This is a genomic window from Synechococcus sp. PCC 7336 (assembly GCF_000332275.1).
Lineage (GTDB): Bacteria > Cyanobacteriota > Cyanobacteriia > Thermostichales > PCC-7336 > PCC-7336.
Genome location: NZ_CM001776.1, coordinates 213,356 through 238,037 on the forward strand (window position 1 = coordinate 213,356; position 24,682 = coordinate 238,037).

General features: G+C 52.1%; 24 protein-coding genes and 1 pseudogene. 16 read left to right on the forward strand and 9 right to left on the reverse strand.

Annotation, left to right across the window (positions count from 1 at the left end):
- The first annotated feature begins 766 nt into the window (after positions 1-766).
- From SYN7336_RS01075 to SYN7336_RS01115, 8 genes are all read left to right on the forward strand, one after another.
- Entirely contained in the window at positions 767-1,150 is a 384-nt protein-coding gene (locus SYN7336_RS01075) for a RidA family protein (RefSeq protein ID WP_017324062.1), read from the forward strand.
- A 197-nt stretch (positions 1,151-1,347) separates the two neighbouring features.
- Positions 1,348-1,932, forward strand: coding sequence for a Uma2 family endonuclease (locus SYN7336_RS01080; RefSeq protein ID WP_017324063.1), 585 nt, complete (start codon positions 1,348-1,350; stop codon positions 1,930-1,932).
- A 235-nt stretch (positions 1,933-2,167) separates the two neighbouring features.
- Positions 2,168-2,635, forward strand: coding sequence for a hypothetical protein (locus tag SYN7336_RS01085; RefSeq protein ID WP_017324064.1), 468 nt, complete (start codon positions 2,168-2,170; stop codon positions 2,633-2,635).
- A 533-nt stretch (positions 2,636-3,168) separates the two neighbouring features.
- On the forward strand, positions 3,169-3,381 hold the full coding sequence (locus tag SYN7336_RS23875; RefSeq protein WP_156819965.1) for a hypothetical protein: 213 nt from the start codon (positions 3,169-3,171) through the stop codon (positions 3,379-3,381).
- 497 nt (positions 3,382-3,878) lie between these two features.
- Entirely contained in the window at positions 3,879-4,019 is a 141-nt protein-coding gene (locus tag SYN7336_RS30325; protein ID WP_156819966.1) for a hypothetical protein, read from the forward strand.
- Positions 4,020-4,040: 21 nt separating this feature from the next.
- Positions 4,041-4,277 (forward strand): type II toxin-antitoxin system Phd/YefM family antitoxin, encoded by a 237-nt coding sequence (locus tag SYN7336_RS31415; protein ID WP_017324068.1) that lies wholly within the window; start codon positions 4,041-4,043, stop codon positions 4,275-4,277.
- Positions 4,274-4,489, forward strand: a complete 216-nt coding sequence (locus SYN7336_RS32100) for a type II toxin-antitoxin system VapC family toxin (protein ID WP_017324069.1) — start codon at positions 4,274-4,276, stop codon at positions 4,487-4,489. The genes SYN7336_RS31415 and SYN7336_RS32100 overlap by 4 nt, the downstream gene beginning before the upstream one ends.
- A 438-nt stretch (positions 4,490-4,927) precedes the next feature.
- Positions 4,928-6,907 (forward strand): heavy metal translocating P-type ATPase, encoded by a 1,980-nt coding sequence (locus SYN7336_RS01115; RefSeq protein ID WP_017324070.1) that lies wholly within the window; start codon positions 4,928-4,930, stop codon positions 6,905-6,907.
- Positions 6,908-6,976: 69 nt separating this feature from the next.
- Here SYN7336_RS01115 and SYN7336_RS01120 read toward each other — a convergent pair whose 3' ends face one another.
- Entirely contained in the window at positions 6,977-7,582 is a 606-nt protein-coding gene (locus SYN7336_RS01120) for a sulfite oxidase-like oxidoreductase (RefSeq protein WP_017324071.1), read from the reverse strand.
- A gap of 152 nt (positions 7,583-7,734) precedes the next feature.
- On the opposite strand from SYN7336_RS01120, the gene yqeK reads away from it, so the two are divergent.
- From yqeK to SYN7336_RS29445, 4 genes are all read left to right on the forward strand, one after another.
- On the forward strand, positions 7,735-8,352 hold the full coding sequence (gene yqeK / locus SYN7336_RS01125; protein ID WP_202951130.1) for a bis(5'-nucleosyl)-tetraphosphatase (symmetrical) YqeK: 618 nt from the start codon (positions 7,735-7,737) through the stop codon (positions 8,350-8,352).
- Complete coding sequence (rsfS, locus tag SYN7336_RS01130; RefSeq protein WP_017324073.1) at positions 8,349-8,786, forward strand: ribosome silencing factor; 438 nt, start codon at positions 8,349-8,351, stop codon at positions 8,784-8,786. Before yqeK ends, rsfS begins: the two co-directional genes overlap by 4 nt.
- A 216-nt stretch (positions 8,787-9,002) precedes the next feature.
- A complete protein-coding gene (locus SYN7336_RS01135) occupies positions 9,003-9,278 on the forward strand; it encodes a hypothetical protein (RefSeq protein ID WP_017324074.1) in 276 nt (91 codons plus the stop codon).
- A 61-nt stretch (positions 9,279-9,339) separates the two neighbouring features.
- Positions 9,340-9,495 (forward strand): hypothetical protein, encoded by a 156-nt coding sequence (locus tag SYN7336_RS29445; RefSeq protein ID WP_227498577.1) that lies wholly within the window; start codon positions 9,340-9,342, stop codon positions 9,493-9,495.
- A 15-nt stretch (positions 9,496-9,510) separates the two neighbouring features.
- Here SYN7336_RS29445 and SYN7336_RS01140 read toward each other — a convergent pair whose 3' ends face one another.
- Positions 9,511-9,879, reverse strand: a complete 369-nt coding sequence (locus tag SYN7336_RS01140) for a hypothetical protein (RefSeq protein WP_017324075.1) — start codon at positions 9,877-9,879, stop codon at positions 9,511-9,513.
- 157 nt (positions 9,880-10,036) lie between these two features.
- Between SYN7336_RS01140 and SYN7336_RS01145 the strand changes: the two genes are divergently transcribed.
- Positions 10,037-12,220, forward strand: coding sequence for a DEAD/DEAH box helicase (locus SYN7336_RS01145; RefSeq protein ID WP_017324076.1), 2,184 nt, complete (start codon positions 10,037-10,039; stop codon positions 12,218-12,220).
- 129 nt (positions 12,221-12,349) lie between these two features.
- Here SYN7336_RS01145 and SYN7336_RS23885 read toward each other — a convergent pair whose 3' ends face one another.
- Genes SYN7336_RS23885 through SYN7336_RS01160 form a run of 3 tightly spaced genes read right to left on the reverse strand, consistent with a single transcriptional unit; the run spans position 12,350 to position 15,549 of the window.
- A complete protein-coding gene (locus SYN7336_RS23885) occupies positions 12,350-13,411 on the reverse strand; it encodes a sulfotransferase (protein ID WP_017324077.1) in 1,062 nt (353 codons plus the stop codon).
- A gap of 37 nt (positions 13,412-13,448) precedes the next feature.
- Complete coding sequence (locus SYN7336_RS01155) at positions 13,449-14,777, reverse strand: oligosaccharide flippase family protein (protein WP_017324078.1); 1,329 nt, start codon at positions 14,775-14,777, stop codon at positions 13,449-13,451.
- A gap of 52 nt (positions 14,778-14,829) precedes the next feature.
- Entirely contained in the window at positions 14,830-15,549 is a 720-nt protein-coding gene (locus SYN7336_RS01160) for a sulfotransferase (RefSeq protein WP_017324079.1), read from the reverse strand.
- A 384-nt stretch (positions 15,550-15,933) separates the two neighbouring features.
- Here SYN7336_RS01160 and SYN7336_RS01165 point away from each other — a divergent pair, with 384 nt between their 5' ends.
- Positions 15,934-17,301: an O-antigen ligase gene (locus tag SYN7336_RS01165; protein WP_017324080.1), complete on the forward strand. Its 1,368-nt coding sequence runs from the start codon at positions 15,934-15,936 to the stop codon at positions 17,299-17,301.
- On the opposite strand, the gene SYN7336_RS01170 is transcribed toward SYN7336_RS01165, so the two are convergent.
- Complete coding sequence (locus SYN7336_RS01170; RefSeq protein ID WP_017324081.1) at positions 17,280-18,077, reverse strand: hypothetical protein; 798 nt, start codon at positions 18,075-18,077, stop codon at positions 17,280-17,282. The genes SYN7336_RS01165 and SYN7336_RS01170 overlap by 22 nt on opposite strands.
- 206 nt (positions 18,078-18,283) lie before the next feature.
- Between SYN7336_RS01170 and SYN7336_RS23890 the strand changes: the two genes are divergently transcribed.
- Positions 18,284-20,500 (forward strand): polysaccharide biosynthesis tyrosine autokinase, encoded by a 2,217-nt coding sequence (locus tag SYN7336_RS23890; RefSeq protein ID WP_017324082.1) that lies wholly within the window; start codon positions 18,284-18,286, stop codon positions 20,498-20,500.
- A 97-nt stretch (positions 20,501-20,597) separates the two neighbouring features.
- On the opposite strand, the pseudogene SYN7336_RS01180 reads toward SYN7336_RS23890, so the two are convergent.
- The 3 genes and pseudogenes from SYN7336_RS01180 to SYN7336_RS01190 form a co-directional block, all read right to left on the reverse strand.
- A pseudogene (locus tag SYN7336_RS01180) lies at positions 20,598-20,885 on the reverse strand (hypothetical protein); the annotation flags it as partial.
- A gap of 200 nt (positions 20,886-21,085) precedes the next feature.
- On the reverse strand, positions 21,086-22,216 hold the full coding sequence (locus SYN7336_RS01185; RefSeq protein WP_017324084.1) for a fatty acid desaturase: 1,131 nt from the start codon (positions 22,214-22,216) through the stop codon (positions 21,086-21,088).
- 197 nt (positions 22,217-22,413) lie between these two features.
- Positions 22,414-23,280 (reverse strand): fatty acid desaturase, encoded by an 867-nt coding sequence (locus SYN7336_RS01190; RefSeq protein ID WP_026100590.1) that lies wholly within the window; start codon positions 23,278-23,280, stop codon positions 22,414-22,416.
- A gap of 156 nt (positions 23,281-23,436) precedes the next feature.
- Between SYN7336_RS01190 and SYN7336_RS01195 the strand changes: the two genes are divergently transcribed.
- Positions 23,437-24,660, forward strand: coding sequence for a TetR/AcrR family transcriptional regulator (locus SYN7336_RS01195; protein ID WP_017324086.1), 1,224 nt, complete (start codon positions 23,437-23,439; stop codon positions 24,658-24,660).
- The last annotated feature ends 22 nt before the right edge of the window (positions 24,661-24,682 follow it).

The window sequence follows — 24,682 nt, forward strand, 5'->3', positions numbered from 1 at the left end:
TCGGACAATTGGCGCTCTCCGCAACTCGACCCATCAGGTTCAAGCCTAAGGCTGGCTGTATGCCGTAACGCCAGTCCGCATCTCCCCCGCTCGGGTTCATTGACACGCCTGAGTTCGTCATGGCTCCTCCTTATGCGACACTGTTCGGTCCTTCACTGCGACAGCAGCTACTATGACCTCTGCTGACTTCTGCCCAATGCGGCTGCTGTTGCCAACAGTCGTGCTGTCTGAGTCTCCGTAGGGTCCGGTGGTTTCCCCATCTCTTTCGCGATGGACCTCAGTCCGACTCCCATAGATTCCCTGACTGCCCTCGGACAGACCTGCCCGGATAAGAACGTGAACTGTCCCTGCAACCGCGCCATTTACCGTGTCCTTTGAACCAGAGGGCTTCGTTGTGTGGTGCCAACTTGCCCCAAGAATCTCGGCCTTCTATGACGTTTCTGTTCGTCGGCTCGCAGTTTTGCCGCTGGCTTCCTTCAGACATTTCCTCGCGGAAACACCCTTGCCTTAAGCTAGTCGTTGTTGTCTCTCGGCTCCTATGACTTTCGAGCATTTGGACTCTGGTTCTCCGACAGGGGAATTTCACCCCATGAGTTCACGCCCATGTCGGGCGTACACCCTTCACTGCAGCGGATGCTTGGCAAAACTATTGCTCTTCGTTGAGAGTGGATCTAGCACCGCTAACCTCAAGGCCGTTAGATGGTACAGCTAAGCAGAGGCGATGTAAGCGTTCCTGAATCCGTGACGAACCATAAGTTTGCAGCAAATGAACGAAGCAGAAAGAGAGGCGGGTCTTGCCGTAACGCCTGGTTATAGATACGCCGAGAAAGTGGGGAACCAGTTATTCGTTGCTGGCCAAGTCCCGCATAATGCAGACGGACAGCTTATCGGTATAGACGATCCCCACGCTCAATCGCGCCAGTGCTTGGACAATCTACTAAAACTACTAGCAGTTCATGGCTACTCGGTCGCAGATATACGGCAGCTAGTTATTTACGTAGTAGGACAGCGCTCTAATCTTGTTCAAGCATGGGCGGCTGTGGAGGAAAAGTTTAGTGAGGGAGTTCCGCCTGCCACATTGCTTGGGGTCACAACATTGGGTCACGAGGGGCAACTTGTAGAAATTGATGCGACAGCGATCGAAACGTAGAGACAGAATTACGTTGTCACTCCTGTAGAAATTATGTTCAAAAATGGATACGTCAGAGTTCTCGGCCACGTCGCTAGCCTCAAGGGCGTTAGGTCTTTTGTCCTCGTAGCGAAAACATCGCCGGCAGCAAATCGGGGAGAATAGAGGTTAGGTCGCAGCGCAGGAACCGTGACCGTAGCCTAGGAAGGATCGCCCTCATGCAAACCCTAACTTTCGAGCTACCTCGAGATATCACCCTTCACGTCACTGATGCAGAATTCGCGGCGATCGCAGCAGCCAACCGCGACTTACGACTGGAACGGACCGCAGATGGAGAGCTAATCGTGAATCCCCCTACAGGGAGCGAGTCGAGTAGACGCAATATCAGCATCACATCCCAGCTCTGGATTTGGGCTGAGGCCAACGAAGATTTAGGCGTTGCTTTCGAGTCTTCTGGTGGCTTTAAGCTGCCGAGTGGAGCGACTCGCGCTGCAGATGCCTCCTGGGTGAGTCGCGAGCGCTGGGATGCTCTGACTCAAGAAGAAAAGGAAGGCTTTGCTCCTCTGTGCCCCGATTTCGTGGCTGAATTGCGCTCTAAGAGCGATAGCCTCTCCACGTTACAAGACAAGATGCGCAATTTTATGAGTAATGGCGCTCGTCTTGGCTGGCTTATCGATCCGCAAAACCAGCGAGTAGAGATTTACCGTAGAGGTCAGGAAGTCGAGATTTTGGAGCAGCCCAAGCAGCTTTCTGGAGAAGATGTGCTGTCCGGCTTTACCCTAAGTCTGCGAGGCATCTTGTAGGGGGCTGCAATCACAGGCTCCTCTTGCTACATTCAGAGTGCTGCAGTTTTGGGTCGGCTGCCTAACCCTTCATCGCAGCGGATGCTTGGCTAAACTGTCTTTATCTAGCGCCGCTAACCTCAAGGCCGTTAGGCGTCAAGCACGTTCGGAATTTTAGGAATCCTTTGAACCAAATGTATAGGGTGGAAATGTGCTTATACTAAACTAATGCACGGAAACATGAAAGCTGAGAGCTATGGCGTCAAAGTTTGATATAGAAATTCAGTTGCATTTTGAAGGCAGACAGTTTTCATCCGATGAAAAGCTTGTAGATTCCAGAAAAGTTTTGAAATTACTGGATATTCTTGAAGCTGCTGTATACGATTCAGATCGTAGTTATGTAGACCGTGCAGCAAGAGCTTTCCTAACAGATATCAGGCCAGTGGTGAGAGATGCTTGTCTCGAACGTTTGCGTCATTATCGTCATCAGCGACTGCTATTAGAAGAAGCCCGTCTTGGTTCACTCGCTCTTATGAGTTTTATCGCTGGTGTCTCGTATTTTGTTATAGAAAAAACAATTGGTGAATCATTCGCTGAGGGTTACCGCGACAGTGAGTTTCATAGACGCCTTACGGAGTTCTTTCGTCGGTTGATTGATGAAAAGACTTTGAAAATTGTCGAAAGCGTTAGGCGCTTACTCAATTCCCGAAAATTTCAAGCTTAGGTGAGAGCTTTACCGGCAACAGATGAGTCTCCAAATATTATTGTGATTGATATTCCCCCTGACCAAACACTAGAAGGTAGACAGGAGCCTCAGCCGTTAGGAGAAGCACTTAACGATCGGCTATAGTGGTACAAGCGCTTACGCGTTGTGCCGGTATTTGATTTCATCGGATTTCTATATCTCTGGTCGGTCGAACCAAACTCGGTTTTCGGGTGTTCGACCGACCTTCAGTAAAAGGTATATTTCAATACTCATATTTAGCTGGACAATTGAAGTAGCTGTTAAATAGGGTGAGAACGTGAATATCAGCATAGAGCTACCTCCAGATCTAGAAAATGAGCTATCTACTGAGGCATCTCAGCTCAAGTTGCCTTTAGGGGAATATATCTTGCGTGTCCTCTTGTTTCGGCCCTTTCTCCAAAATCCTCCCAAGACAGGGGTAGAACTCGTTGCCTATTGGGAAAGCGTCGGGGTAGTTGGTTCCCGACCTGATATACCGGATAGTCAGGAACATGCTCGTAGGTTGCGCCAGGATGCTGAACATCGCAGGCAAGCTTAGGTGGCATATGTATCTTGTCGATACCGATATCATGATTGATATTCAGCGGAGTTATGCACCTGCGCTTGCTTGGTTTGCCTCTCTAGGAGAACTGCCAAATATTCCTGGATTCGTGGTGATGGAGCTGATTCAGGATGCTCAGAACAAGCAGCAGGTCCGTAAAGTCCTACAAATGGTAGCTTGTTAGATGACAATGAGCCTGGGCTCTTGCCAACTTTTGATGCTGCTGGCGAAATTCATATTCCGAAACATTGGCCATTTGTCTAGATGCCTGTGGCCCCCTTCCCCTAACCCCTACCCCCAACTTTGGGGGCAGGGGAACAAGGCCCCGTAAGGATTTTCGGCTGTTTCTCCCCTCTCCCAAACTTACGGCTGACGCCACGCTTCGCGAGGGGAGAGGGGCCGGGGGTGAGGGCCATGCAGAGGACTTGCACCATGCCAATATTTCTAAATGTTAAATTGGCCAGCAGTATCACTTTTGGCGATTATCACTGTTGGACGAGAATGTTTGTCTTCAATTTTATAGAGAAGGGGGCTGTCAACCCCGATTTCTGGTTTCTATCCGCTCGAAATCGTCAGTATATTGACGGGTTATTTTCCAGATCGCCAAAAGTTGGCAAGAGCCAATGGTACTTGACATTTAATACTCTGTGCTAGCAAAAGTTCAGAGAGCTGATGGAGATTATGAAAGACAAAGTTTCTACGCCAGCAGTGAAGGAGTTAATTGACGATCTGGAAAAATATAGAGGTTCCTTAGATAAGCTAAAAGATAATTCTGAAATCAAACGTAAAGTCAAGGCATTGAAGAAAATTATTGCGTCGTAGTTTTACAGGATGAGATGTTTCATGGTGAACATAAATGTTGATGAAATCCAGCGAGATCCGCTAAAGTACTTGCGACAAGTAGAAGCAGGCGAAACTCTTGTAATTGTGCGCTTTAATCAACCAATTGCCGAGCTTAGACCTATTGCCAGTAATCAGCAATTGCGACCATTTGGTTTGTGTGCAGGTGAGTTTACCGTTCCAGATGATTTTGATTCGCCCTGGCAAGGGGATCTGCTGAATGCATTTGAGGGCAAATGAGAGTTCTGCTAGATACGCATATCTTTTTATGGTTCATTAGTGGCGATATCCAGCTATTAAACGATATTCAGGATGCTATCCGCGATCCGAGCAACGAAGTCTATCTGAGTTCAGTTTCGATTTGGGAAGCGATTGTTAAGTATCAGCTGGGTCAGTTGCCTCTGCCGGAACATCCTGGAACGTATTTACCCAAACAACGGGATCTTCAGTAGATTGCCAGTATTACTCTTGATGAAAGTAGCGTGGGTCAATTGGCTGAACTGCCGCCATTACATCGCGATCCATTTGATAGAATGCTTATCTGTCAAGCCTTACAAAATGGTTTGACCATCGCGACTGTAGACGCAGCAGTTCGTGCCTACTCAATCAGTGTCTTGTAGCAGCGCCGCCCAACACTGTGTTGGTGCGGACGTTACAGAGGGTGTCAGTGAGAGTTCGAGGTTATCTGCCGCCGCACAACTTCATCGTTAGACAACCTGGAAATTGTTGCATCAGTGTTGACAATCGGTCAGATTTTGAGAACTTCATCTAAAATGAGAGATATCGGGATTCTTGACGAAAACGATAATCATTCTTGTAAATTCTAGTTTAAAAACAAAGTCTAGATAAGTTATTATCAGACCAGCTTGTTCTCGACGCGTCAGCATGTCATGAATTCAGATACCCGCAGCCAAAACCATTCCTGTAGCAGTTGCGGTCGCGACGACAGTGCCCGCGAGGAGGGCGATCTCGGTCATACCCACGCCCATAATCACGAGCATAGTTTTGAACTCGATCTAAAATTAGAAGTACTTACCCTGGCAGCAGTCACGCTCCTATTGACCCTCGGGTTGATTTACCAAGAGGCACTACACAACACCCCTTTCTTCTTCGGTGAATATATAGTCTTTCTGACTGCATATCTTCTCAGCGGCTGGAATGTTCTTTATGCAGCCATTCGCAATCTTTATCGGGGAATTGTCTTTGACGAAAATTTTTTAATGGCGGTGGCAACCCTGGGGGCGATCGCCATCCACCAACTACCCGAAGCGGTCGCCGTCATGCTGTTTTTCAAACTGGGAGAGCTGCTGCAAGGGACTGCCGTCAGCCGGTCCCGACGTTCCATTCGAGCATTATTGGACGTTCAGCCCAGTTTTGCCAACCTCGAACGGGCCGATGGAACTTCGCAGCGAGTCGCGCCTAACACAGTTCGAGTCGGCGATATTGTCACGATCCGCCCCGGCGAAAAAATCCCCTTGGATGGCGATATCCTGCGCGGCCACTCTCGAGTCGATACCTCTGCCCTGACCGGCGAATCCATCCCCCGTTCCGTTCGGGCTGGCGATGCCGTGCTTGCCGGGATGCTCAATCAGTCGGGGGCGATCGCGATCCGCGTGACGAAGCCCTACAGCGATTCCTCCATCACCAAGATGATGGACTTGGTGGAACGGGCGGGCAGCCGCAAAGCGCCCACCGAGCAATTTATCAGTCGCTTTGCCCGATGGTATACTCCCGCAGTCGTCGCGATCGCCGTCGCCACAGCAGTATTGCCCCCACTGCTGTGGCCGGGGGCCGAGTTCTCTCAATGGGTGTATCGCGCTCTCGTCATGCTGGTGATTTCCTGTCCCTGCGGCCTGGTTATCAGCATTCCTCTGGGCTACTTTGGCGGAGTGGGCGGTGCGGCGCGGCGCGGAATTTTGGTGAAGGGCTCCGCTTTCCTAGATGTGTTAGCTGCTGTCAAGGTCGTTGTGTTCGATAAGACCGGCACGCTGACAGAAGGCACATTCGAGGTTTCGCAGATTGTGCCGCAGGGGGATCTCACTGAGGCAGAACTCTTGGAGCTAGCGGCCCGCATTGAGGCTCAATCCAATCATCCCGTGGCTGCATCGATTCGAGCTGCTTACGGGCAACCCCTGTCTGCTAACGGGCTCGGCTCCTATCGAGAGATTGCCGGATACGGCGTGCGCGCTAAGTTACAAGGGCAAGAGGTGCTGGCTGGGAGCGATCGCCTGCTCCATCTGGAGAACATCGATCGCGATGTCTGCAATGTGGGCGGTACGGCAGTCCATATCGCGATCGATCGCGTTTATGCCGGCTATATCGCCATCGACGATCGCATCAAATCCGATGCGGCAGAGGCGATTCGTGCCCTCAAGTCGATGGGGGTGGAGCGAGTGGTGCTGTTGAGTGGCGATCGCCGTTCGGTGGCCGAACGAGTTGCAAAAGCCCTTGGGATCGATGAAGTGGTGGCCGACCTCCTGCCGGAAGGCAAACTTGCAGCCCTCGAACAGATTCTGGCAAGGGATTTAGGCCCAGCGAAAGTGGCGATGGTGGGTGACGGCATTAACGACGCCCCTGCCCTCGCTCGGGCCGATGTGGGCTTAGCGATGGGGGGATTGGGGTCGGATGCCGCGATTGAAACGGCTGATGTGACGATTCTGACAGATTCCCCCAGAAAAGTGGCCGAGGCGATCGCGATCGGTCGCAAGACCCTGCGCATTGTTTGGCAGAATATTGCGTTTGCCCTCGGGGTGAAAGTCATCTTCGTCTTGCTGGGGGCGATCGGGATTGCCACTTTGTGGGAAGCTGTGTTTGCCGATGTCGGCGTTGCTTTGTTAGCGATTCTCAATGCGACTCGCGTCTTGAGATAAAGGGCTTGCGCTCAAAGAGAACGCCAATTGAGCAAAACATCTCCAAAACATTGAGCGCCCTGACGATCGCTAGCGACTATAGCGTTCTTCAGCAAAGGGTTCGCCTCGACGGTGGTAACCATTGCGCTCCCAGAAGCCCAGTTGTTCTTCCGTCAAAAACTCAATTGCGTTAATCCACTTGGCGCTCTTCCAAGCATAGAGGTGGGGCACTAACGTGCGCACCGGGCCGCCGTGTTCTGCAGGCAGGGGTTCGCCCTCTAGCCTGTGGACGATGTAATTCTCCTCGCGCAGAAAATCAGCCAGCGACAGATTGGTGGTGTAGTCGCTATAGCAATGCTGCATGACATAATTGGCCTTGGGGGAGATTTGGACGAGCTCGAGTAGCTCCGTCAGCTTGACCCCCGTCCATGTCACATCTAGTTTGGACCAGCGGGTAACGCAGTGAAAGTCAGCCGCAAACGTCTCTTGAGGCATCGCCAGCAGCTCGTCGTAGTTAACGATCGCCTCTTCCCCCTCGATCGCCCCATAGATGCGCAGTTGCCATGCTTGGGGAGTGACTGAGGGCGTCGGACCGTAAGTCAAGACGGGAAAGCCTTGGGCGAGATGTTGACCGGGGGGAACGCGATCGCGATTGGGGGTGTCGGGAGTAACTTTCTGGAAGAACTTGCCAATCATGCCAGAGCCTAGCGAGTGTCGCCTCGATCGTACCAGTTGGGCCAGTTTCTAGACCCCAGTCCAACGGTGGCATTCCTGCCGGGAAAAGCTACTCTAGAACAAAGTCGATCCCCAGCTCAACTCATTTTGTAAGAGGATACCCAGCTTTCCCAATGTATTCTGACGATCTGCGGTCTCGCGTGATGGACTGGCTGGAGGCAAACGTGCCCCGCCCGCGCTTGCGACATATTGCAGGTGTCGAGGCAACTGCCCGAGATTGGTCTCGGCTGTACGGCTTGGATGAAGAGCGCGCCGGTTGGGCGGGGTTATTGCACGACTTAGCAAAATACTTTCCCGACGATCGCCTGCTCGACATCGCTCGTGCGGAAGGCTTGGATATCGATTCTGCCTACGAGACCCTGCCGCACCTACTCCATGCCGAAGTGGGGGCGATTGAGGCTCGCGATCGCTTTGGCGTTGACGATCCGGCCATTTTAGATGCGATTCGCCACCACACCTGCGGTAGCCCCGGCATGAGTCCCCTCAGTTGCGTTGTGTTTTTAGCAGACAGCTTAGAACCGAATCGCGGACAGTCAGAGTGCCTGCAGGCTATGCGTCGGCTGGCCGAGACTCACTTATATCGAGCCGTGGTGGCTGTCTGCGATGAATCGATCGCGTTTCTGCGATCGCGCCAACAGCCGATCCACCCTCGCACCGTGCAGGCGAGAAACTGGTTTTTGCACCATCTTGCAGAATCCCCCTTACCCATCATTCAGGAGACTGTAGCTTGATCGGACAATCCTTCGAATCCTCTAACCCCATCCTCGGGACTGTCACAGCTCTGGGCGATCCCACCCTTGAGGACAGCCAAGCCCTTGCCCTCACCGCAGCTCAAACCGCTGACGATCGCCAAGGAGGCAATATTGTCTGTCTCAATGTTGGGGGGGTGTCAATTCTGGCGGATTTCTTTTTGTTTGTCAGCGGCTATTCCACCACGCAGGTGAGGGCGATCGCCAGTGCCATTAAAGACACAGTGTTAGAGCAGCACGGACGTCTGCCAGACCGCATCGAAGGGTTACAAGCGGGCACTTGGATTTTGCTCGATTACGGCGATGTCATCGTTCACGTACAACTGGACTCCGAACGGGAGTTTTACGACCTAGAAGCCTTTTGGGCACATGCCCCTCGGGTGGAGTTAGCTCTAGATCCACAGGTCCCAAGTTAGTTGGTTAGGGCTGTACCGCGTTAAGTTGGCGGCGATCGATAGAGTTCCGTCATAACATCTGGGCTGTTGGATCGCCTCTCATGGCAGATCTAGATAGCGAAAGGAAACTTAGAATTGTAGTACTGACTCAAGCTACGATCTCGGTTGAGTCTGTAACCACGGGTGCAATCGCCTCAGTCAAAATAGAAGGAAAACTGCTGAAATGAGGTCAAACTTATGACAGCTCGACAACCTCGATATAGCAAAGAAGAATTTGCTCGACGTGGTGATGAGATCTATGAAACTCAGGTGCGATCGCAGGTCGAAGCCGGTAATCATGGGAGGATCGTAGCGATCGACATTGAAACTGGGGATTTTGAGGTTGCAGATGACATACTGCCTGCAACCAACCGCCTATTCGAACGTCTCCCAAACGCTCAACCTTGGATTGTTCGCATCGGACATCGAGCTGTCCATCGCGTTGGTTCGCGGGGCCTCAAACAATCCGTCTGATGCAAGGTGTGGTGAATACAAGCTGTGAGGCGACAATTTCGCTGGTCGCTAGCGGGGCACCTTGGGCGATGGTAACGAAGTAACTTTTGAGATTTATGCAGCAAAGGTTATCTGGGATGGTGAATATCACGATATTCCCGTTAATGAAGCTGAACTGGACAGTGATAAGTTTTTTCATCCCAACGGACTCCGAGAATCACCCGGCGTAGCCCTGTAGGCAAAGGTTGTGATGTCAGGGGGATTTGTTGGCAAGGAATGTAAAGTCAAGCGCACGACTTGCTCCAGTCGGATAACCATGCTGGTGGGGTAAGGTTCGGAACCAGCGAGGAAATCGATGCACATGGTCATGGCCCAGCAGCCAATTCCCCCACTTTTGGCACAGTGCTTCCACACTCCAGGCGCTTGAGTGAAATAAGTGGAGGGCCTGATGGTAGTACTTTTCCCCCACTCCAAGCATATTCAGATAGCTGGTGATTGCGGGCGCTTGGCTCGATAACAAGATTCCCCACATCAACAACACAAACCACTCGAACGTGGCTTGACGGCTAAAGACCGAACGCAGTTCTGCTAAGATTTGCTCAATTCGGCGATAGAGTTCCATAATTTAACTGGCTGAGTGTACTTTAGCCAGTCTGAAACATTCTCATGGCTTTGACGATTGGGAGTGTTCTTTTTCTGGCTTAAGTATAAATACTTGCCGCCGAGTGCTCGCCGCCAAAGAGAACTTTGCACTGTCCAGTAGTCATTATGGAAATAGTATGTCAAAAGGTAAGTTTCAGAATTATGATCCCCTTAATCCAAACACGGCAGAAAGAAAGCTTTGGGAGTGCCTTAAAAAGACATTTCAGAATGATCCATGTGTAGTCTACTTCAGGTATCCAATTTTCAAACGGACAGGTAATCTAAACAGAGAGCCCGATGTTATCTTTATGCATAGGGAATTAGGGTTGTGGGTACTTGAGTGCAAAGGGTGTCGTATCGCCAACATTAAAAGTATCGAAGGGCATCAGTGGAAAATGAACAGTTGGCATAGAGAAGAGGAGTTGCCTATACTACAAGCTCAAGATGGCATGTATGCAATAAGTGCAAAACTAAATGAACGTAGAGAAACTAGAAGCTTAGTCTCATCTCACTATAGAGTTGTCTTACCTTTTGTTAAAGCTCAAGAATGGAAAGATAAGGGATTTTCTGACCTACCTTGTACTCATGGAGTTATCCTGCTAGAAGACGATCTTAAATCATCAGTTCTACGAGAAAAGCTTCAGTTAGGTTCTCAAGAACATCCCCAACCCCCCCTATCAGACGATCAGTGGCAAAACATAATTACTTTGCTAGGCGGCTCACTTCCAAAACAGGAACCTCGTGCTATACCCACAGGAACACCACCCGAAAATCCTGTCCGAGTTATTAAGGATCTAGAGTCCCGTCTTCATTTTCTGGACAATCAACAGCAAAAGGTGGCTTTTGAGGTTCCAGATGGGCCTCAGCGTGTCAGAGGATTGGCAGGAACAGGGAAAACAGTTCTGTTTGCAAAGAGAGCAGCAAAAATTCATGCAGCGCACCCTGAATGGAAAATAGCTTTTGTTTTCTTCACACGGGCACTTTACGACCAAATCATATGCCTAATAAGTCTTTATTATCGTGAAATGGTTAGGCAAGATGAAGGAGATGTAGAGCCAGACTGGCATACTTTGCAAGTACTACACGCTTGGGGAGCACAGGAACGCAACGGTTTCTATCGAAACCTGGCGCAAAAGTCAGGAATACGTCCTATGAGTGTGAATAATGTCAAACAAAGCCTTGGACGTTCTTGCTCCCCGTCAGAAGCTTTTGAATACATCTGCAACTCTTTAGAAAAACAAGTAGAAAATATACCTGTACTTTTCGATGCTATTTTAATAGATGAAGGACAGGATTTACCCCCATCATTTTATCGATTAGCTTATAAAAGCTTATCAGATCCCAGACGACTTTACTGGGCGTATGATGAAGCACAGGGGATTGGGACTCTTACTGTACCTCGTCCTTTGCAGATATTCGGACTTAATTCAGACAATAAACCAGTAGTAGATTTAGGTGGAAACAAACTTCCAGATGGAACAATAACTAGTCCTACCTACAAAGGAGGACATCGTAAGGCACATAATCTAAACCGATGCTATCGAATACCTAAAATGATCCTCATGGCTGCCCACGCTATTAATATGGGCTTACTACGACAAGAAGGTTGTTTACAAGGGGTAAGTAATAAAGGAGATTGGGAAGCACTAGGCTACACCGTTCTGGATGGAGATTTCTCAGATGCAAGTGTCAAAGCTGGTAAAACAGTCACGATTACTCGTGAGATCGAGAACAGTCCTCACCCAATAGACAACGATGATTTCTCTCCAAAAGATGCTTTAGGCTCACCTTTACTCATTCAGACCTTCTCAGACGAGTCAGAAGAGCAGGAATGGGTAGCCGAACAAATAGAGAAAGATCTGAAGCTGGGCTTCGATCCTTGGGACTTGATGATTACTTGCCCCACTGGTGACAAAGAAAAACAGTACTTTGAAGCGATGAAAGATAAACTTTCAAGACGAGGTGTTCGAAGCATTATTGCAGGTGTTGATACAGAGAAAGATATCTTTCGTGAAGACAAGTGTGTCACGATCGCAACTATTTCTCGATCAAAGGGCAATGAGTCGTGGAAGGTTTATGCTTGCAGATTTCATTGTTCAACCCAACCAATAGATTGGAAAGGAGAGTCAGAATTACAGAAGCGAAACGAAGCTTTTGTTGCACTTACACGAGCGCGTGTCTGGTGTGTTGTAACTGGGGTTGATGGTGTAAGCTCAATTTTTGAAGAATTGAGATCTATTATTCAGCAGTATCCAGATGTGACATTCAAATCCTTCAATAAGTCTTCTTTGAAAAGGATTAATGATGAAGACCTTGAGTAGTAAATTCCGAAACTCCCATTCAGTTATTAGCTACCCATTGTAAACACAGTATAACAAATTACTGTACCCGACCATATTCTAGACTTGGCCTAATCATCCAAGGCATTTGGCGGCAGGTGAGTTCAATCGTTAACGAACTTCAGACTGGGGCATCTCGTACCCCAGTTGACTGGCAATCGGTTCTACTGCCTGCTGTAGGCTGACAAGATCCGCAGCAGTTACCGCTTGGCTATCCCTGCGCTCAATCCCCTTCACCGTGCTGCGCTGCTGCAATGTGCGATCGATCTCCAGCCCTAGAAACGATTCCAAATCGTCCAGATCGAGCCTGTCCGCAGCTAGATCTTCGTACTTCAAGACCCGTCCATTAACGCGATCGCCCTGGGCCAAGTACCCCTCCAGCAAGCGCTTCCAATGGCGACCGAAACGCTCGGGGGTATCGATCGGCTGGTTCGGCCAGACATCGTACCAACAATCGTGGGGCCACAGATCGTACCAATCGAAGCGGCGGTAGGACAGATAAGCGCGGTAGGGGTTGCGATACAAGAATAAGAATTTAGCGCTGGGAAACAGCCACTGCAGGTAGATGGCAAAGTCAATCTCCCAACGCACCTCTTTCACCCCCCAGCGATGAATGCCGCGAGATCGAGCGGGCGCTTCGAATAGGGTCTTGAAAAAGGCAATATGGGCCTGTTTGAGATCGGCCATTTCGGGGTAGAGATTGGCCACCCATCCCCCCGCTAAATCGCTGGGGTCGCTCCCTTTAGAGAACTGTTCGTTCGCGAAGGAATTGGCATCGGGAAAGCGATGGGTGATGGCCCTGAGGGGGGCAGCGAGATTGGCGATCGCCCCCGCGTGCCCGTAAGGTTCCCCCCAGATCAGCAGATCGCCAGAGGACATCAACATCCGTTGCAGCAGGGTAGACCCCGATCGCCAGCCCGCCGAGAAAATAAAAATGGGTTCGGTGTCAGTACAGGCGGGCAAATCGGGCCAGCGTTTCGAGATAACGGCGATCGCCTCGGCTAGAGAGGGAGCTATCTGGGTGGCTTGTGCTTGACGAATGGCTCCATCGGGGGTGCCGCGCAGGCTAGCGAGGGTGCTGCGAACCGTGCGAAAGGGCGATCGCGACACCAACCAGCGCAACGGCGGCTTGACATGGCGATCGAACCAGGGGTTTTGCCTGATGGAATTCATCACACCGACTCCTCGCTCCTCTGGTCAATCGAAATTCTCACGAAATTCCGGCCTCCACCTTGTCTTGCAAGGGGTCCGCTGGCTCGCCAGTTGCGGCCTCTTGTCGAGCCAACATCCGCACCAGCATCCACAGCCCGATCGCCAACAGCGCATCCGAAGCCAAACTGGAGCCTATTGCTCCCCGCCAGCTAAACAGCGGAATCCACCAAAGGTTCAGCCCCGCATTGAAGATCGCGATCCCCACCTGCATCGCCGTCCGCATTCCTTGAAAGCCAGCTCCTGTGAGGGTGTCGGCAGCAAAAAAATGCAGCGTCCGCAATAAGGGAATAACTGCCAGCCAGCGCACGACATTCACCACACCGGCATAGTCCTCTCCCAAAATAAAGGGCACGAGCGGAGCGCCGAACAATAGGACGAGGCTGACGATCGCACTGTATCCACTAGCAATGGGCAGCAGTCGCGCGGCCAAGGCCAAACTGCCGCGAATGCCCGACTCCCCCTGTTGGAAAAACTTGGCATAAGCCACAGCGGTAATGGCCATGACGGGGGTGAAGGCAATCTCCACCAAGCGATAGCCTGCGGCATAAGCCCCTGTCGCTGACAGTGTGCCGAGCTTGGCCAGCATCGCTTTATCGATGTTGTTGTAAATGGTTTGGGAGGACAGCCCCACCGAAAAATAGAAGCCCCGCAGTACTTCTGCCCGAATAGCAGCCAAGTCTAGGGCTGGAGCGCCCAGTTGGGTGTGAACGAGGCCGAGGCCGATTGCCGTCACCACTGCTGCAGAGGCACAGAAAATTTGTCCCCACAACTCCAAATTATCCGTTTGACCCAAGCTGATGAAGATGAGGGCTGCCACCAGATTTCTCATCCGCAAGAAGGTGTTGAGGACTGCCGTGATTTTCAATCGCTGCAAAGCTTGAAAAGCTCGACCGGCAATGGTGGTGAGGCGATCGAACAGAAGCTGCGAAATGGCGACATACAGAACCAAGACGATTGGCAAGCTGTCTGGCAGAATCCAGCGGGCGATCGCCACAATCGCCACCACCCACACCGTTCCTAAGCAGGCGGTCACCAGTAGTGCATTGCCCCAAGCCTGCCGAAAGCTGGCGGGATTGCGAGACACATTGCGGACCAGAATATTCGGCCATCCCCAACTGGCAAACGGCACCACTGTCCACACCAGCGCCAGGATAGCCATGAAGCCACCGTACTTTGTAGGACCCAGCGTGCGCGTAATCGCCACAAAATAAAACGACTGAATCGCGATCTGCAGCCCCCGCGCTAACAGCATCCACAGGGTATTGCGCACCATCTTTTTGCCCGAGAGGCGCTGTCCAAACTGCTGTAGCCGTCGGAATGCATTCATGTGGGGATTGCCAAAATCTCGCCGACTGACCGAGCGGGCTGGAGCAGCGGCACTATTCCATATACGCTCTCAAGAAGGGGTATCGGCGCATGCTATCGTAATTGGCGATCGCGTCCCTGATATCGTCAGAGGCGATCTTGCGATAGCCCGCCGAAAAATCAAACCCTTTGCTGACGGGAGTGGCGCCCAGATAATCGAAGATTTGTCCGAACGTCGCTTCCGGTTGCTCTAACAGGTCTTCGTAAAACACCTGCAGATAGTTGCCGGACATGGCTTGGGTAAAGCGAATGAGTCGATAGGATTGCAGCCAGTACTTAAACGCCATCCACTGCAACTTACCCAAATCGAACCACTTTTTCGAGTTGCTGTCCCCGTCCAGGTTTTTGAGATTGCTTTCCCACTTGCCCCGCTCGATCGCCATGTAGGCAGAAGCGGCCTGCTTGAGCTTGTTTTTGCGCAACAGCATGACAATTTTGAGTTCTTCGGGGGCTTGGCGATCGCCGGGGATTGCCGCGATCGCCCGCTGCAAGTGTCGGGGGCTGAGTTTGTACTTAAAGGGATTGATCGTAGCCCCAACAATTGCTTGGTTAGGGCCTGCAGGATTGGGCAAGCGGGTGGCGAAATGGTCTGTCAAAGATGCCATTTTAGTCTGGAGATCGGCGTCTTTGACGGAGTTGAGGACTTCGTTGACACAGGTTATATCGCTGTGGCTATCCAGAACTTTACCCAACATTGTCGAGCCGGTTCTGGGTAGCTTGAGGACCAAAAACATATTGGGCGCACCTGCAGAGTTGAGAGGAGCAATCGCGCGGGCTGAGCACTCCCTGAGTCGGATCGAGTGTTCCCAAGTGAACCGGTTCGCTTACGTGCGAATGGCAGTAGACAAACGGGAACAAACAAGAAGGCAACTGGCGATCGCCATTTGCCAGTCGGGTAAGCTGAGGCATTAGACCAGATCCCGCAGGCTCCTTTCTCCTTCAACCACATCAGTTCGACAAGTGCCTATCCCCCATCCCCCCCTCGCAAAGCATGACGTCAACCGTAACTTTCGAGTCAGCGAAAGACCAGCCAAGATTTGCGGCTGTTTCTCCCCTCTCCCTAGGGAGAGGGGCCGGGGGTGAGGGCAATGCAGAGCCATCGAACTCAGGTTTCACCCATGACTCAGGCGCGCTCGTTCCAGTCTGCCCCGTCCGGCTTTGCTCGATATCTAGCTTGGTTTGAAGAGCTCTACTGCATCTTTTGCTTGCTCTTTTTTGCCGGAGCCTTCACCCTCACAGTGCGCCAAACCCTCGGCGTGCCAGTCACGAGCGGCGATCCGCTCACCACCCTGCTGAATGTTGTCACGCTGGTCGCGACAATGGCCTTAGTGGCGCTGCGCTACCGACGAGTCATTCAGATGGCCAAACGCGGCCTACTCCTCTGGCTGTTCGTTGGATTCTGCTGCCTCTCAGTTCTGTGGTCTCGCGACCCCGATTTTACGATCGACCAGTCCATCACATTGCTGCGGGTGACGCTATTTGGTCTCTATTTCGCTGCTCGCTATACGCTAGCCGAGCAACTGCGCCTGCTGGCTCGGACGGCCTGCATTGTGGTGGTAGGCAGTTTGCTCTATGGGGTGGCCTTGCCCAGCTATGGCGTAACGGGTCGAGGAGGAGAACTCACCGATCAAGCCCTGCGGCATTTGGGGGCGTGGCGCGGTTTGTTCGTCCATAAAAACGTCCTGGGACGGGTATTGGGATTGTGTACCGTGGTGCTGTTCTTGCAGGCTCGGCAAGGGGGGAGGCGGGCTTGGATGTTTTGGCTGGTTTGGGGTTTGACTGGCATTTTGGCGGTGGGCTCGCAATCGAAAACGGCGATCGCCATGTACGTCTCGCTGTCGACGTTACTGGCTCTAGCGAGCACTTTGCGCTGGAAATTTGTCCTATCCGTGCCAGTCTGGCTGACGGCGATCGCCATCAGCTTCTGCCTGGTAGCACTGCTGCTCTACAACTTCGAGACGATCTTGGAGCTGGCCGGACGCGATGCCACCCTCAGCGGTCGCACAAAGTTATGGACGGCGGCCATGACTCAACTGTTCCACAGACCGCTGCTGGGTTATGGCTACAGTGCCTTCTGGCGGGCGGACAGTCAGCCGATGTTGGCCCTTTGGTTCGAGGCGGGCTTCGATCCGCGCAACGGCCATAACGGATTTTTGGATCTGGCCTTGGAGTTGGGCTCGATCGGATTGCTGAGCTTTTTCCTTACCTTTGCGGTGACGGCAGGGCGATCGCTCCTGTGGGCCTTGCGCAGTCGCGATGCCGTCGGACTTTACCCCCTCGGTTTGCTGGCCTATATGGTGGCAGCCAATCTCAGCGAGAGCCCGCTACTTCAGCACAATCTGATGTGGACGCTGTATGTGGCGAGCAGCTTGACTGTTTGCACCCGATCGCAGTGGCGCTCTGCGCCTGGGAGAGAGCCTCAGACAGGATCGCCTTTGCCCCTGCCGAACCCTGAGGTTAAGAGTCAACCCACTGCACTCACATAGCGTTCGTAAGGGCTCGATCGCAATGCCGCCTTCAATTCCTCGTGATTCTCCAGCATGTCTTCGAGGCGAGTGGGCATCAGCTTGACGAGAGTGGCGCTGGCTGGTGTAGAAGGCAGGTCGAGAAAATCGCAAATGCGATCGACGGTGTGCTGGTGGCAAGCGGCGTTTTGCAAATCTGCCTCGTAGGTCAGAGCCAGATGGGGAATATCCTGCAGCAACCGTTGCTCGTATGCCGCCAGCCGCTCGCTACCGGCAATCCAGTCCAACACTGCCTCCACATCGACGTGCCAGCGCCGATATTCGAACCGGCCTCGTTCCGCTGAATGGTGAAACTGCCGCCGCTGGCGACTGTGCAGATTGGAGAGGGCGTGGTAGAGCAAATTGCGGCGGGTGAGATAAATCAGCCGATAGCCGCGATCGGACAACTCCCGCAAGAATTGCTCTCGGTTCGATAGCGGCTGGACTCGCTTGAGCTGATAGCTGAGGAGCTTAAACCCGTACACCGGTTGGCTGCAGCGGGAGGCACAGACATCGACGTGTAGGTGGGGCAAGGGCACGGCACGGTGCAAAATTTCGTTGTCGCAGTGAATGCCCTCCACCGAACCCATCAGGTTGACGAGGAGGGTACTGCCGGAGCGCCCCCGCCCAAAGATCGCAAATCGATGCTCGGGTAGTGGCAGGCGCAACGGCGACAAATAGCGAGGATAGTCCCACATCAACAATCGCAGGGATCGGGTTGCTTTGCGGGCGGCAGACGGAAAGGGGGGCAAACTCATGACAGATTTATGGGTAGATTCGCAGCCCAGCTTTGCTAGGAGCGACAGCGCCCAGTTTTGCTAGGAGCGATCGCGCAAACAGGTCTCCGTTCGTAAAATACCCGCTCGAAGACTCAACGCCACGGCAACGCGAACTAGGATAGCCTCGCCATCCTTCCCGTCTCTCTGTTCCCTGCTTCCACAGGCCACTATTCGATCGCGCCATCATGGACCCCCAGCCCCCAGCCTTTTCCCCCCAAACGCTCGAACCCGATCTGCCCGTCGATCCCGAATTGCTCTGGCTGGCTTGTCGGCGCAACTGGCTACCCGCGCTGTCAGCGTTTGGAATTGTGGTGGGATTGGTGGCAGTCGCAATAGCGCTTCGTCCGGCCACCTACTCGGCGACCGGGAAACTTTTATTCCGCATCGATCCAACCCCTCTGCTCACTGGCATTCGCATCGAAAGCAGCGAACTCACTTCTCTAGCCGTACAGAACAATCCGCTGGTGACCGAAACTACCATACTGCAATCCGGGCCGCTGCTCGCCCAATCCATCGCCGCTCTGGACCTGCGCACTGAGGAGGGGGAGTTGCGCTCGGCAAAATTTCTGCAAGAGCGGCTGGAGGTGAAGCAGGCGGGGAGCGCCGACATCTTGGAGTTGACCTATACAGGCCGCGATCCCGAGGCCGCAGCAGCGATCGTCAATCGCCTGATGGCCCTCTACATCAACAACACCGTCGAGCGCGGTCGCAATGAAGCCATTACCGCCAGAGAATTTCTCGCCACCCAAATCCCAGCCACCGAAGCCGCTCTAAGGGAAGCCGAAGAACGCCTGCGTCAATTCCGCGAAGCCCGAGGCGTGGTGGATCTCGAAGAAGAAGCCAAGTCTGCTGTGGAGGTTGTGGCAGAGCTCGATCGCATCTTGGCCGAAGGGGAGGGACGACTGGCGAGCGTCTTCTCCCGGATTGCGGAACTGGAGGCGCAATTGGACATGAGCGTCGAGAAGGCGATCGCCGTCAGTAGCGTCAGTCAAGCGCCGGGAATTCAAACGGTGTTGGAGGAACTGCAGTCGGTAGAAACGAGCCTTTCCGTCAATTTGACCCGATTTCAACCGGACAGCCCTACGGTTGTCTCCCTGCAGGGGCGTGCCACAGCCCTGAGGCAATTGCTGCAGTCGCGGGTACGGGAATTGACCGGCGTATCGGTGCAGATAGGAATTGAGGACTTGCAGGCGGGCGATCTGGAACGGGCGCTGATTGAAGAGCTGGCGGGCCTAGAAGCCGAGCGCTTGGGCCTCAGTAGCAACCTCAATGCGATTCGATCCAACCGCGCCAAGATTTTGCAACGGGCTAACAGCCTACCCGGCCTAGAACAGGAGCAACAGCAATTCGAGCGGGAATTGGAGGCTATCCAAACCACTTACGAAAACCTGCTGGCTCGCCGCGAACAATTAGTCGTGGCCGAAAACCAAGGCATCGTCAACGCCAGCATTTTGGAATCAGCCCGCGTTCCCCTCAAGCCCAGCACTGACAAAACTTCGATTCTATTGGGGCTGACGGGGATCGTGTTTGGAGGCTTGGCGGCAGTCGCGACCGCGTTCGTACGGGAGGTGGCCGATCGCTCGATCAAAACCTCAAAAGGGGTGCGGGAGATTTTTAGCGGTTATCTCAGTCTCGGCACTATTCCCGCCTTTTCTCGGGCCCGCAAGTCGCTGCCCGATCGCACTGCCCTTACCTTACCCCTGCGGGATGCCCCCAACGCTCCCTTAAGCGAGATGTACCGCAAACTGCAGACCAATCTAGAGTTGCAAACCGCGATCGATCGCCCCACCACTGTCACCCTTGCCAGCTCCGTCCCTGGCGAGGGAAAATCCACCATTGCAGCCAATCTCGCTATGGCTGTAGCAGAGCTGGGCCGCAGAGTTCTGCTCGTCGATGCTGACTTGCGCAATCCCTCCCAAGCGGCCCTCTGGGAACTGTCCGCCGGTCCCGGTCTCGTAGAGGCGATCTCGGGGAAATGTCATCTAGCCGATGCGTTGCAGACGGTGCAACCCTACTTAGACATCCTGCCTGCGGGGCAACTGGCTGCCAACCCCACCAGCTTGCTACAGTCTCGCAGCTGGTCGGCCCTGTTACAGCAGGCTGCCGAACAGTATGACTTCATCGCGATCGATACTCCCCCCCTAGCTGTTGCCGCCGATGCCTTGATTGTCGGCCATCTCAGCGATGGCATTTTAATGGTGGCGCGACCGGGCAGCCTCGACAGCAGCAGCGCGATCGCCGCTAAAACCGCCCTAAGCCAATCGAACCAAACCGTTCTCGGTGTGGTGCTAAATGCGATCGACGCCGCTAGTGCGATCGACAGTAGTTTCGAGCAATTACAGCGCTACTATGCCAGTTCCACCTACAAGCTCCGACCGGCCCTGCCGCCGCCAGGCAGCTGAGCTAAAGTGCGTCTCAGCCTAGATCCCTAGCTGTTCCAACCTGAGTTCGATGGCTCTGTATGGCCCTCACCCCCGGCCCCTCTCCACCTGCGACAACTTAAGATGTCGGGCAAGCTGCCAAGGAGTCGTTAAAGAAGAATAACGGGCTACTCCGCATCTGGTCCGGGAAAGGAGCAATAATCAGCTTTTTCTGGGGTTTTCGTTGTCGTTTGACAATCCCTAAATCTTGATTTTCAGGAGCAGCAAAATATTTGATGGGATCTTGGGCCAGCCCTTTCTGGCGAGCCACAGAGAAAGGGTACAGACCTCGATAAATCATCTCTAGTGAAATGCTCTGGAAGGGTAAAGAGAGTTCATCAGCTACCGCATCAGACACAGGTATCAGATCTTCTGTTTAACGAGCAGATGGGCGATCTTGAGGCTTAAGCCCTGAAACCATTATGTTTGAGATTCAACGAACTGGAAAAATCCTCAAAACCTTAACAAATAGGGGGGTGTGAGATCTAGTACCTGTTCGAAATGCTACTGACGACTGGCCAGTTTGCCTCAGAACAAAATATTATTTTTTTTTTTTTACTCTCTCGATTACACGAAATCTGCTTCTGTCTCTCGCGAGGGATCGATCGGCTGCAAACGCCTTTTAAATTCTTCCACTAACTCTTCCTTTGTCCTGATTTTTTGCCCCACATTTAGATAACGATCGGCCAATTGTTCGAGCTGTCCATTTAAGACTAACCTTCCAACTTGACCCGAGCCGATATTTGTAAATATAAAACCATCCTGTTCGGCATAGTTGGCAATTCGACTCTGAAAATACTTTGGGAGACAATGCCATGGTATACCGGGATTCTCGTGATGCTCAATATGATATCCATCATTGAAGTTGAGAGAATTTGTTGAAGTATTGATGCAAGTGTAGGTTGATTTGTAGATATTTTCAGGATCGTCTGGATCGACAAAAATATGTTGTTTCCAGTTTCCCTCCATGAGTGCAAATGATAAGATTGTGGTTGGTAAAATAAACACAAAAAGTGTTGCGATTGGTCGTAATTGAAAGAGGTAGTAGATACTGATAAAAAAGATTAGTGTACCCACTAGACAACGAGTAGCAACCTTATAGCGTTTTTGCTGTATAAGATGATAGGGAAGCTCAAACCATATTAAAAACACGTATCGAAGCATATATTTCAGATGCTCGAGCTTGGAGTCTCTTTGATATGGCATCGTCGAGCTGACATCATGGGGTATTACATTATTTTCGCAATGATGCATTGCTATGTGGTGAGCGTAGTAAGTCCATAACGGCATCCCAAATAAGTTACACAAAATACTTGTATTTATATGCTTTAAAAAATTCCATTTCCGATTAAATATTGGTGTATGCGTGGAATAATGAAATGCTAATATAAACGAGCGAGCATGAATGAACAAATTGAAAAGTACATAGAATAATCCTAAAAAAGATGTAAAAAAGTCAGGCACTCTTCCGTCTAAAGCATACAAGGCTATAGCTAGAGGAACAGTTGTTAGAAGAATATCAATCATCACATAAACAATGAATATATTTTTTTCCTCTTTCCCTTTTAGTATATTTATGGCGATCCATTTACTTATTCCATTGGGTAGTGCAAAGAAGTGTTCATTTCGAGATTGCTCTAAGTCGAGTTGATTTATCTCTAAATCCATCTCCGATTTCGTACCCACTTGATTTTCCACCTCGAAACCCCAATTGAATAATCACTTTGTCAGGTAGTTCGTGAAGTTTATTTTTGACGCTCTCTGTACTGTCTCGAGGCATTGTCAAATCGATTTATTACGCTTACTTTTAGTAATGACATGTTGCTGGTTCTTATCGCCAAAAGCGCATGTAGACGAAGCTACATGCGCTTTTGGGATAGGGCTTATGGTTGAGATTAACCGTGGAGAGCCCCATCCGTCTCCAGCCGAGGGGGCATCACCACTTTGGTTGCCAACCCCAACCCCTGCAACAGCCGAATCGCCCACCAAGTGGAATCGATTTGCCACCACTTCCAACCTGCAGGTGCAACCCTGGGATGGGCGTGGTGATTGTTGTGCCAGCCTTCACCATAGGTCAGCAGCGCTGCCCACCACAGATTGCGGGAATTATCGCGGGTGTCAAAGGAGCGATTGCCCCACATGTGGGTGGCAGAATTAATAAACCAAGTGGAATGCCACAAAACCACTGTGCGCAGGAAAATGCCGTAGACCACAAACGACCATCCCCCCGCCAGGTAGAGCAGTCCTGCAAGTGGCAGTTGCAAGAGGAGGAAATTTCGATTGAGCCAGCGGTAATAGCGATCGCGGCATAAGTCAGACGCAAACTTCATATAGAACTGGTTCGAAAAACTCTCCTGATGGGGATACAGCATCCACAGCATGTGGCTCCACCAAAACCCGCGCTTGGCCGAATAGGGGTCTTTGTCGATATCTTCAGTAAAGGCGTGGTGTTGGCGATGGCCTGCCACCCAAAAAATAGGGCCGCCCTGTAGGGCGAGTGCCCCAATGGTCGCAATAATGTATTCCAACCATTTGGGTACCTGAAAGCTGCGATGGGTCAACAGCCGGTGATATCCCAAACAAATGCCGATGCTGCCCAACAGCCAATGAAGAAAAACAGTTAGGGCCAGAGCCGGCCAGGAAAAGCAAAAGAATGATAGCAGCGCCAAACTGTGAATCGCAGCCATAAAGGCTACCATTGTCCAATTGAGCGGTAACGGCTGACTGCCCTCAGGGGCAGTTGCGGGGGATGATTGTGTCATGAAACTCTCCAACAAAGCACAACTGCAGCATCCCTGACGCAGCCCTGGAATGGAGGTGCTGCTAGAGGCGTTGAGTTGCATGTATGCAAGTATTGCTTACACTAGAACCGTAACAGGTTTTTCGAAGTGATGCAAGTTAGACTTGCATTTAGTTGAATGAGTCGAACCTCCTCACGCGATCGCCTAATTCGAGCAGCGCGCAAACTGTATGCCCAGCAAGGGATTACGGAGACGACTGCCAAACAAATTGCCGAGCTGGCCGAGGTGAATGAAGTCACCCTGTTCCGACAGTTTGGCAGCAAAGATGGCTTGCTTTTGGCGTTACTAGACGATCCCACTGTTTTCGAGCAGTTGCGAGAACTGCTCGGTCCCCAAGCGATCCAACCCCGAGACGCCGTACGAGCGCTGCAAGACTATGCCCGAACCCACTTAGATCTGCTCGAACAAGTCCCAGAATTTATCCGATCGCTGATCGGCGAGTCCAGCCACTATCCAGAAGAAAATCGGCAAGCATTGGTGCGCAGTATCGCCCAGATCGATCGCTATACCAGCCAATATCTGGCTGCAGTTCAGCAGGCACAGCCCATTCTAAAAGACATCCCCGTGCAGACATTGGCGAGTCTGCTCAACTGCGTGTTATTGGGGTATGCCGTCTTGGGGTTTACGAGTGGCTCCCATAGTTTGTGGGGCGATCGCGAAGCCTTCCTCGCCGACGTCATCCACTTGCTGACATTAGATTCATTGCCTTCCGACCCCAGTTCGGAGGTCCTGGAGCAGCTTAAATCGACTGAACGAGGCGTCATCGCCGATCTGCCAGCCAATCTCGTCAAAGATATTTTGCAGCGGGCGAAAAAACGCGGTTCACAGGACTATGCGCTAGCTTATGTCGCCTTTGCGACGGGTGCGAGCGCAGCCGAAATCTCCGCCCTCGAACGCTGGCACTACATTAACAATCCTCCTCAACACCTATTGCAAATCGCTCAAGGGGCCGTGCGGCAGGTGCCGATGAACCAATGGGTGATGGGTCAGCGATATGGGTCGAATACGCGCAATCCTCTGACCCAATGGCTGAGCGGTCGCAAAGATGAGTGGCAGGCGATGTTTTTTACTGAGGAGGGGAATCCCGCTTCAGCCGTCGATATTCAGGCCCGGTGGAGGGCGATCGTAGAAGGGCTGCTGACCCCTCAGGGAATGGCTCCTACACTCGAACAGGCGCGACAGACTTGGTGTGTAGATATGTTGATGCGCGGTGTCGGGGTAAACGATTTGGCGCTCTTGGCCGGTCGCGATGCCGAAGATTTAGAACCCTACGCGAGGCGGGCAGCGGAAAAGGCGGCACTGGAGCGGGCTATGCAGTTGGATATGAAAGGCGATCGCTGAGTTGCAAGGGTTTGAGATAAAC

Excerpts from the sequence above, each read along its gene's own strand:
- SYN7336_RS01080 (WP_017324063.1), top strand. The coding sequence starts at position 1,348 with ATGCAAACCCTAACTTTCGAGCTACCTCGAGATATCACCCTTCACGTC.
- SYN7336_RS23885 (WP_017324077.1), bottom strand. The coding sequence starts at position 13,411 with ATGAATTCCATCAGGCAAAACCCCTGGTTCGATCGCCATGTCAAGCCG.
- SYN7336_RS01135 (WP_017324074.1), top strand. The coding sequence starts at position 9,003 with ATGACAGCTCGACAACCTCGATATAGCAAAGAAGAATTTGCTCGACGT.
- SYN7336_RS23890 (WP_017324082.1), top strand. The coding sequence starts at position 18,284 with ATGGACCCCCAGCCCCCAGCCTTTTCCCCCCAAACGCTCGAACCCGAT.
- SYN7336_RS01190 (WP_026100590.1), bottom strand. The coding sequence starts at position 23,280 with ATGACACAATCATCCCCCGCAACTGCCCCTGAGGGCAGTCAGCCGTTA.
- SYN7336_RS01140 (WP_017324075.1), bottom strand. The coding sequence starts at position 9,879 with ATGGAACTCTATCGCCGAATTGAGCAAATCTTAGCAGAACTGCGTTCG.
- SYN7336_RS23875 (WP_156819965.1), top strand. The coding sequence starts at position 3,169 with ATGCTGAACATCGCAGGCAAGCTTAGGTGGCATATGTATCTTGTCGAT.
- SYN7336_RS01075 (WP_017324062.1), top strand. The coding sequence starts at position 767 with ATGAACGAAGCAGAAAGAGAGGCGGGTCTTGCCGTAACGCCTGGTTAT.
- SYN7336_RS01085 (WP_017324064.1), top strand. The coding sequence starts at position 2,168 with ATGGCGTCAAAGTTTGATATAGAAATTCAGTTGCATTTTGAAGGCAGA.
- SYN7336_RS01155 (WP_017324078.1), bottom strand. The coding sequence starts at position 14,777 with ATGAATGCATTCCGACGGCTACAGCAGTTTGGACAGCGCCTCTCGGGC.
- SYN7336_RS01165 (WP_017324080.1), top strand. The coding sequence starts at position 15,934 with ATGACTCAGGCGCGCTCGTTCCAGTCTGCCCCGTCCGGCTTTGCTCGA.
- SYN7336_RS30325 (WP_156819966.1), top strand. The coding sequence starts at position 3,879 with ATGAAAGACAAAGTTTCTACGCCAGCAGTGAAGGAGTTAATTGACGAT.
- yqeK (WP_202951130.1), top strand. The coding sequence starts at position 7,735 with ATGTATTCTGACGATCTGCGGTCTCGCGTGATGGACTGGCTGGAGGCA.
- SYN7336_RS01120 (WP_017324071.1), bottom strand. The coding sequence starts at position 7,582 with ATGATTGGCAAGTTCTTCCAGAAAGTTACTCCCGACACCCCCAATCGC.
- SYN7336_RS01115 (WP_017324070.1), top strand. The coding sequence starts at position 4,928 with ATGAATTCAGATACCCGCAGCCAAAACCATTCCTGTAGCAGTTGCGGT.
- SYN7336_RS01160 (WP_017324079.1), bottom strand. The coding sequence starts at position 15,549 with ATGTTTTTGGTCCTCAAGCTACCCAGAACCGGCTCGACAATGTTGGGT.
- SYN7336_RS01170 (WP_017324081.1), bottom strand. The coding sequence starts at position 18,077 with ATGAGTTTGCCCCCCTTTCCGTCTGCCGCCCGCAAAGCAACCCGATCC.
- SYN7336_RS31415 (WP_017324068.1), top strand. The coding sequence starts at position 4,041 with ATGGTGAACATAAATGTTGATGAAATCCAGCGAGATCCGCTAAAGTAC.
- SYN7336_RS01195 (WP_017324086.1), top strand. The coding sequence starts at position 23,437 with ATGAGTCGAACCTCCTCACGCGATCGCCTAATTCGAGCAGCGCGCAAA.
- SYN7336_RS01145 (WP_017324076.1), top strand. The coding sequence starts at position 10,037 with ATGTCAAAAGGTAAGTTTCAGAATTATGATCCCCTTAATCCAAACACG.
- SYN7336_RS32100 (WP_017324069.1), top strand. The coding sequence starts at position 4,274 with ATGAGAGTTCTGCTAGATACGCATATCTTTTTATGGTTCATTAGTGGC.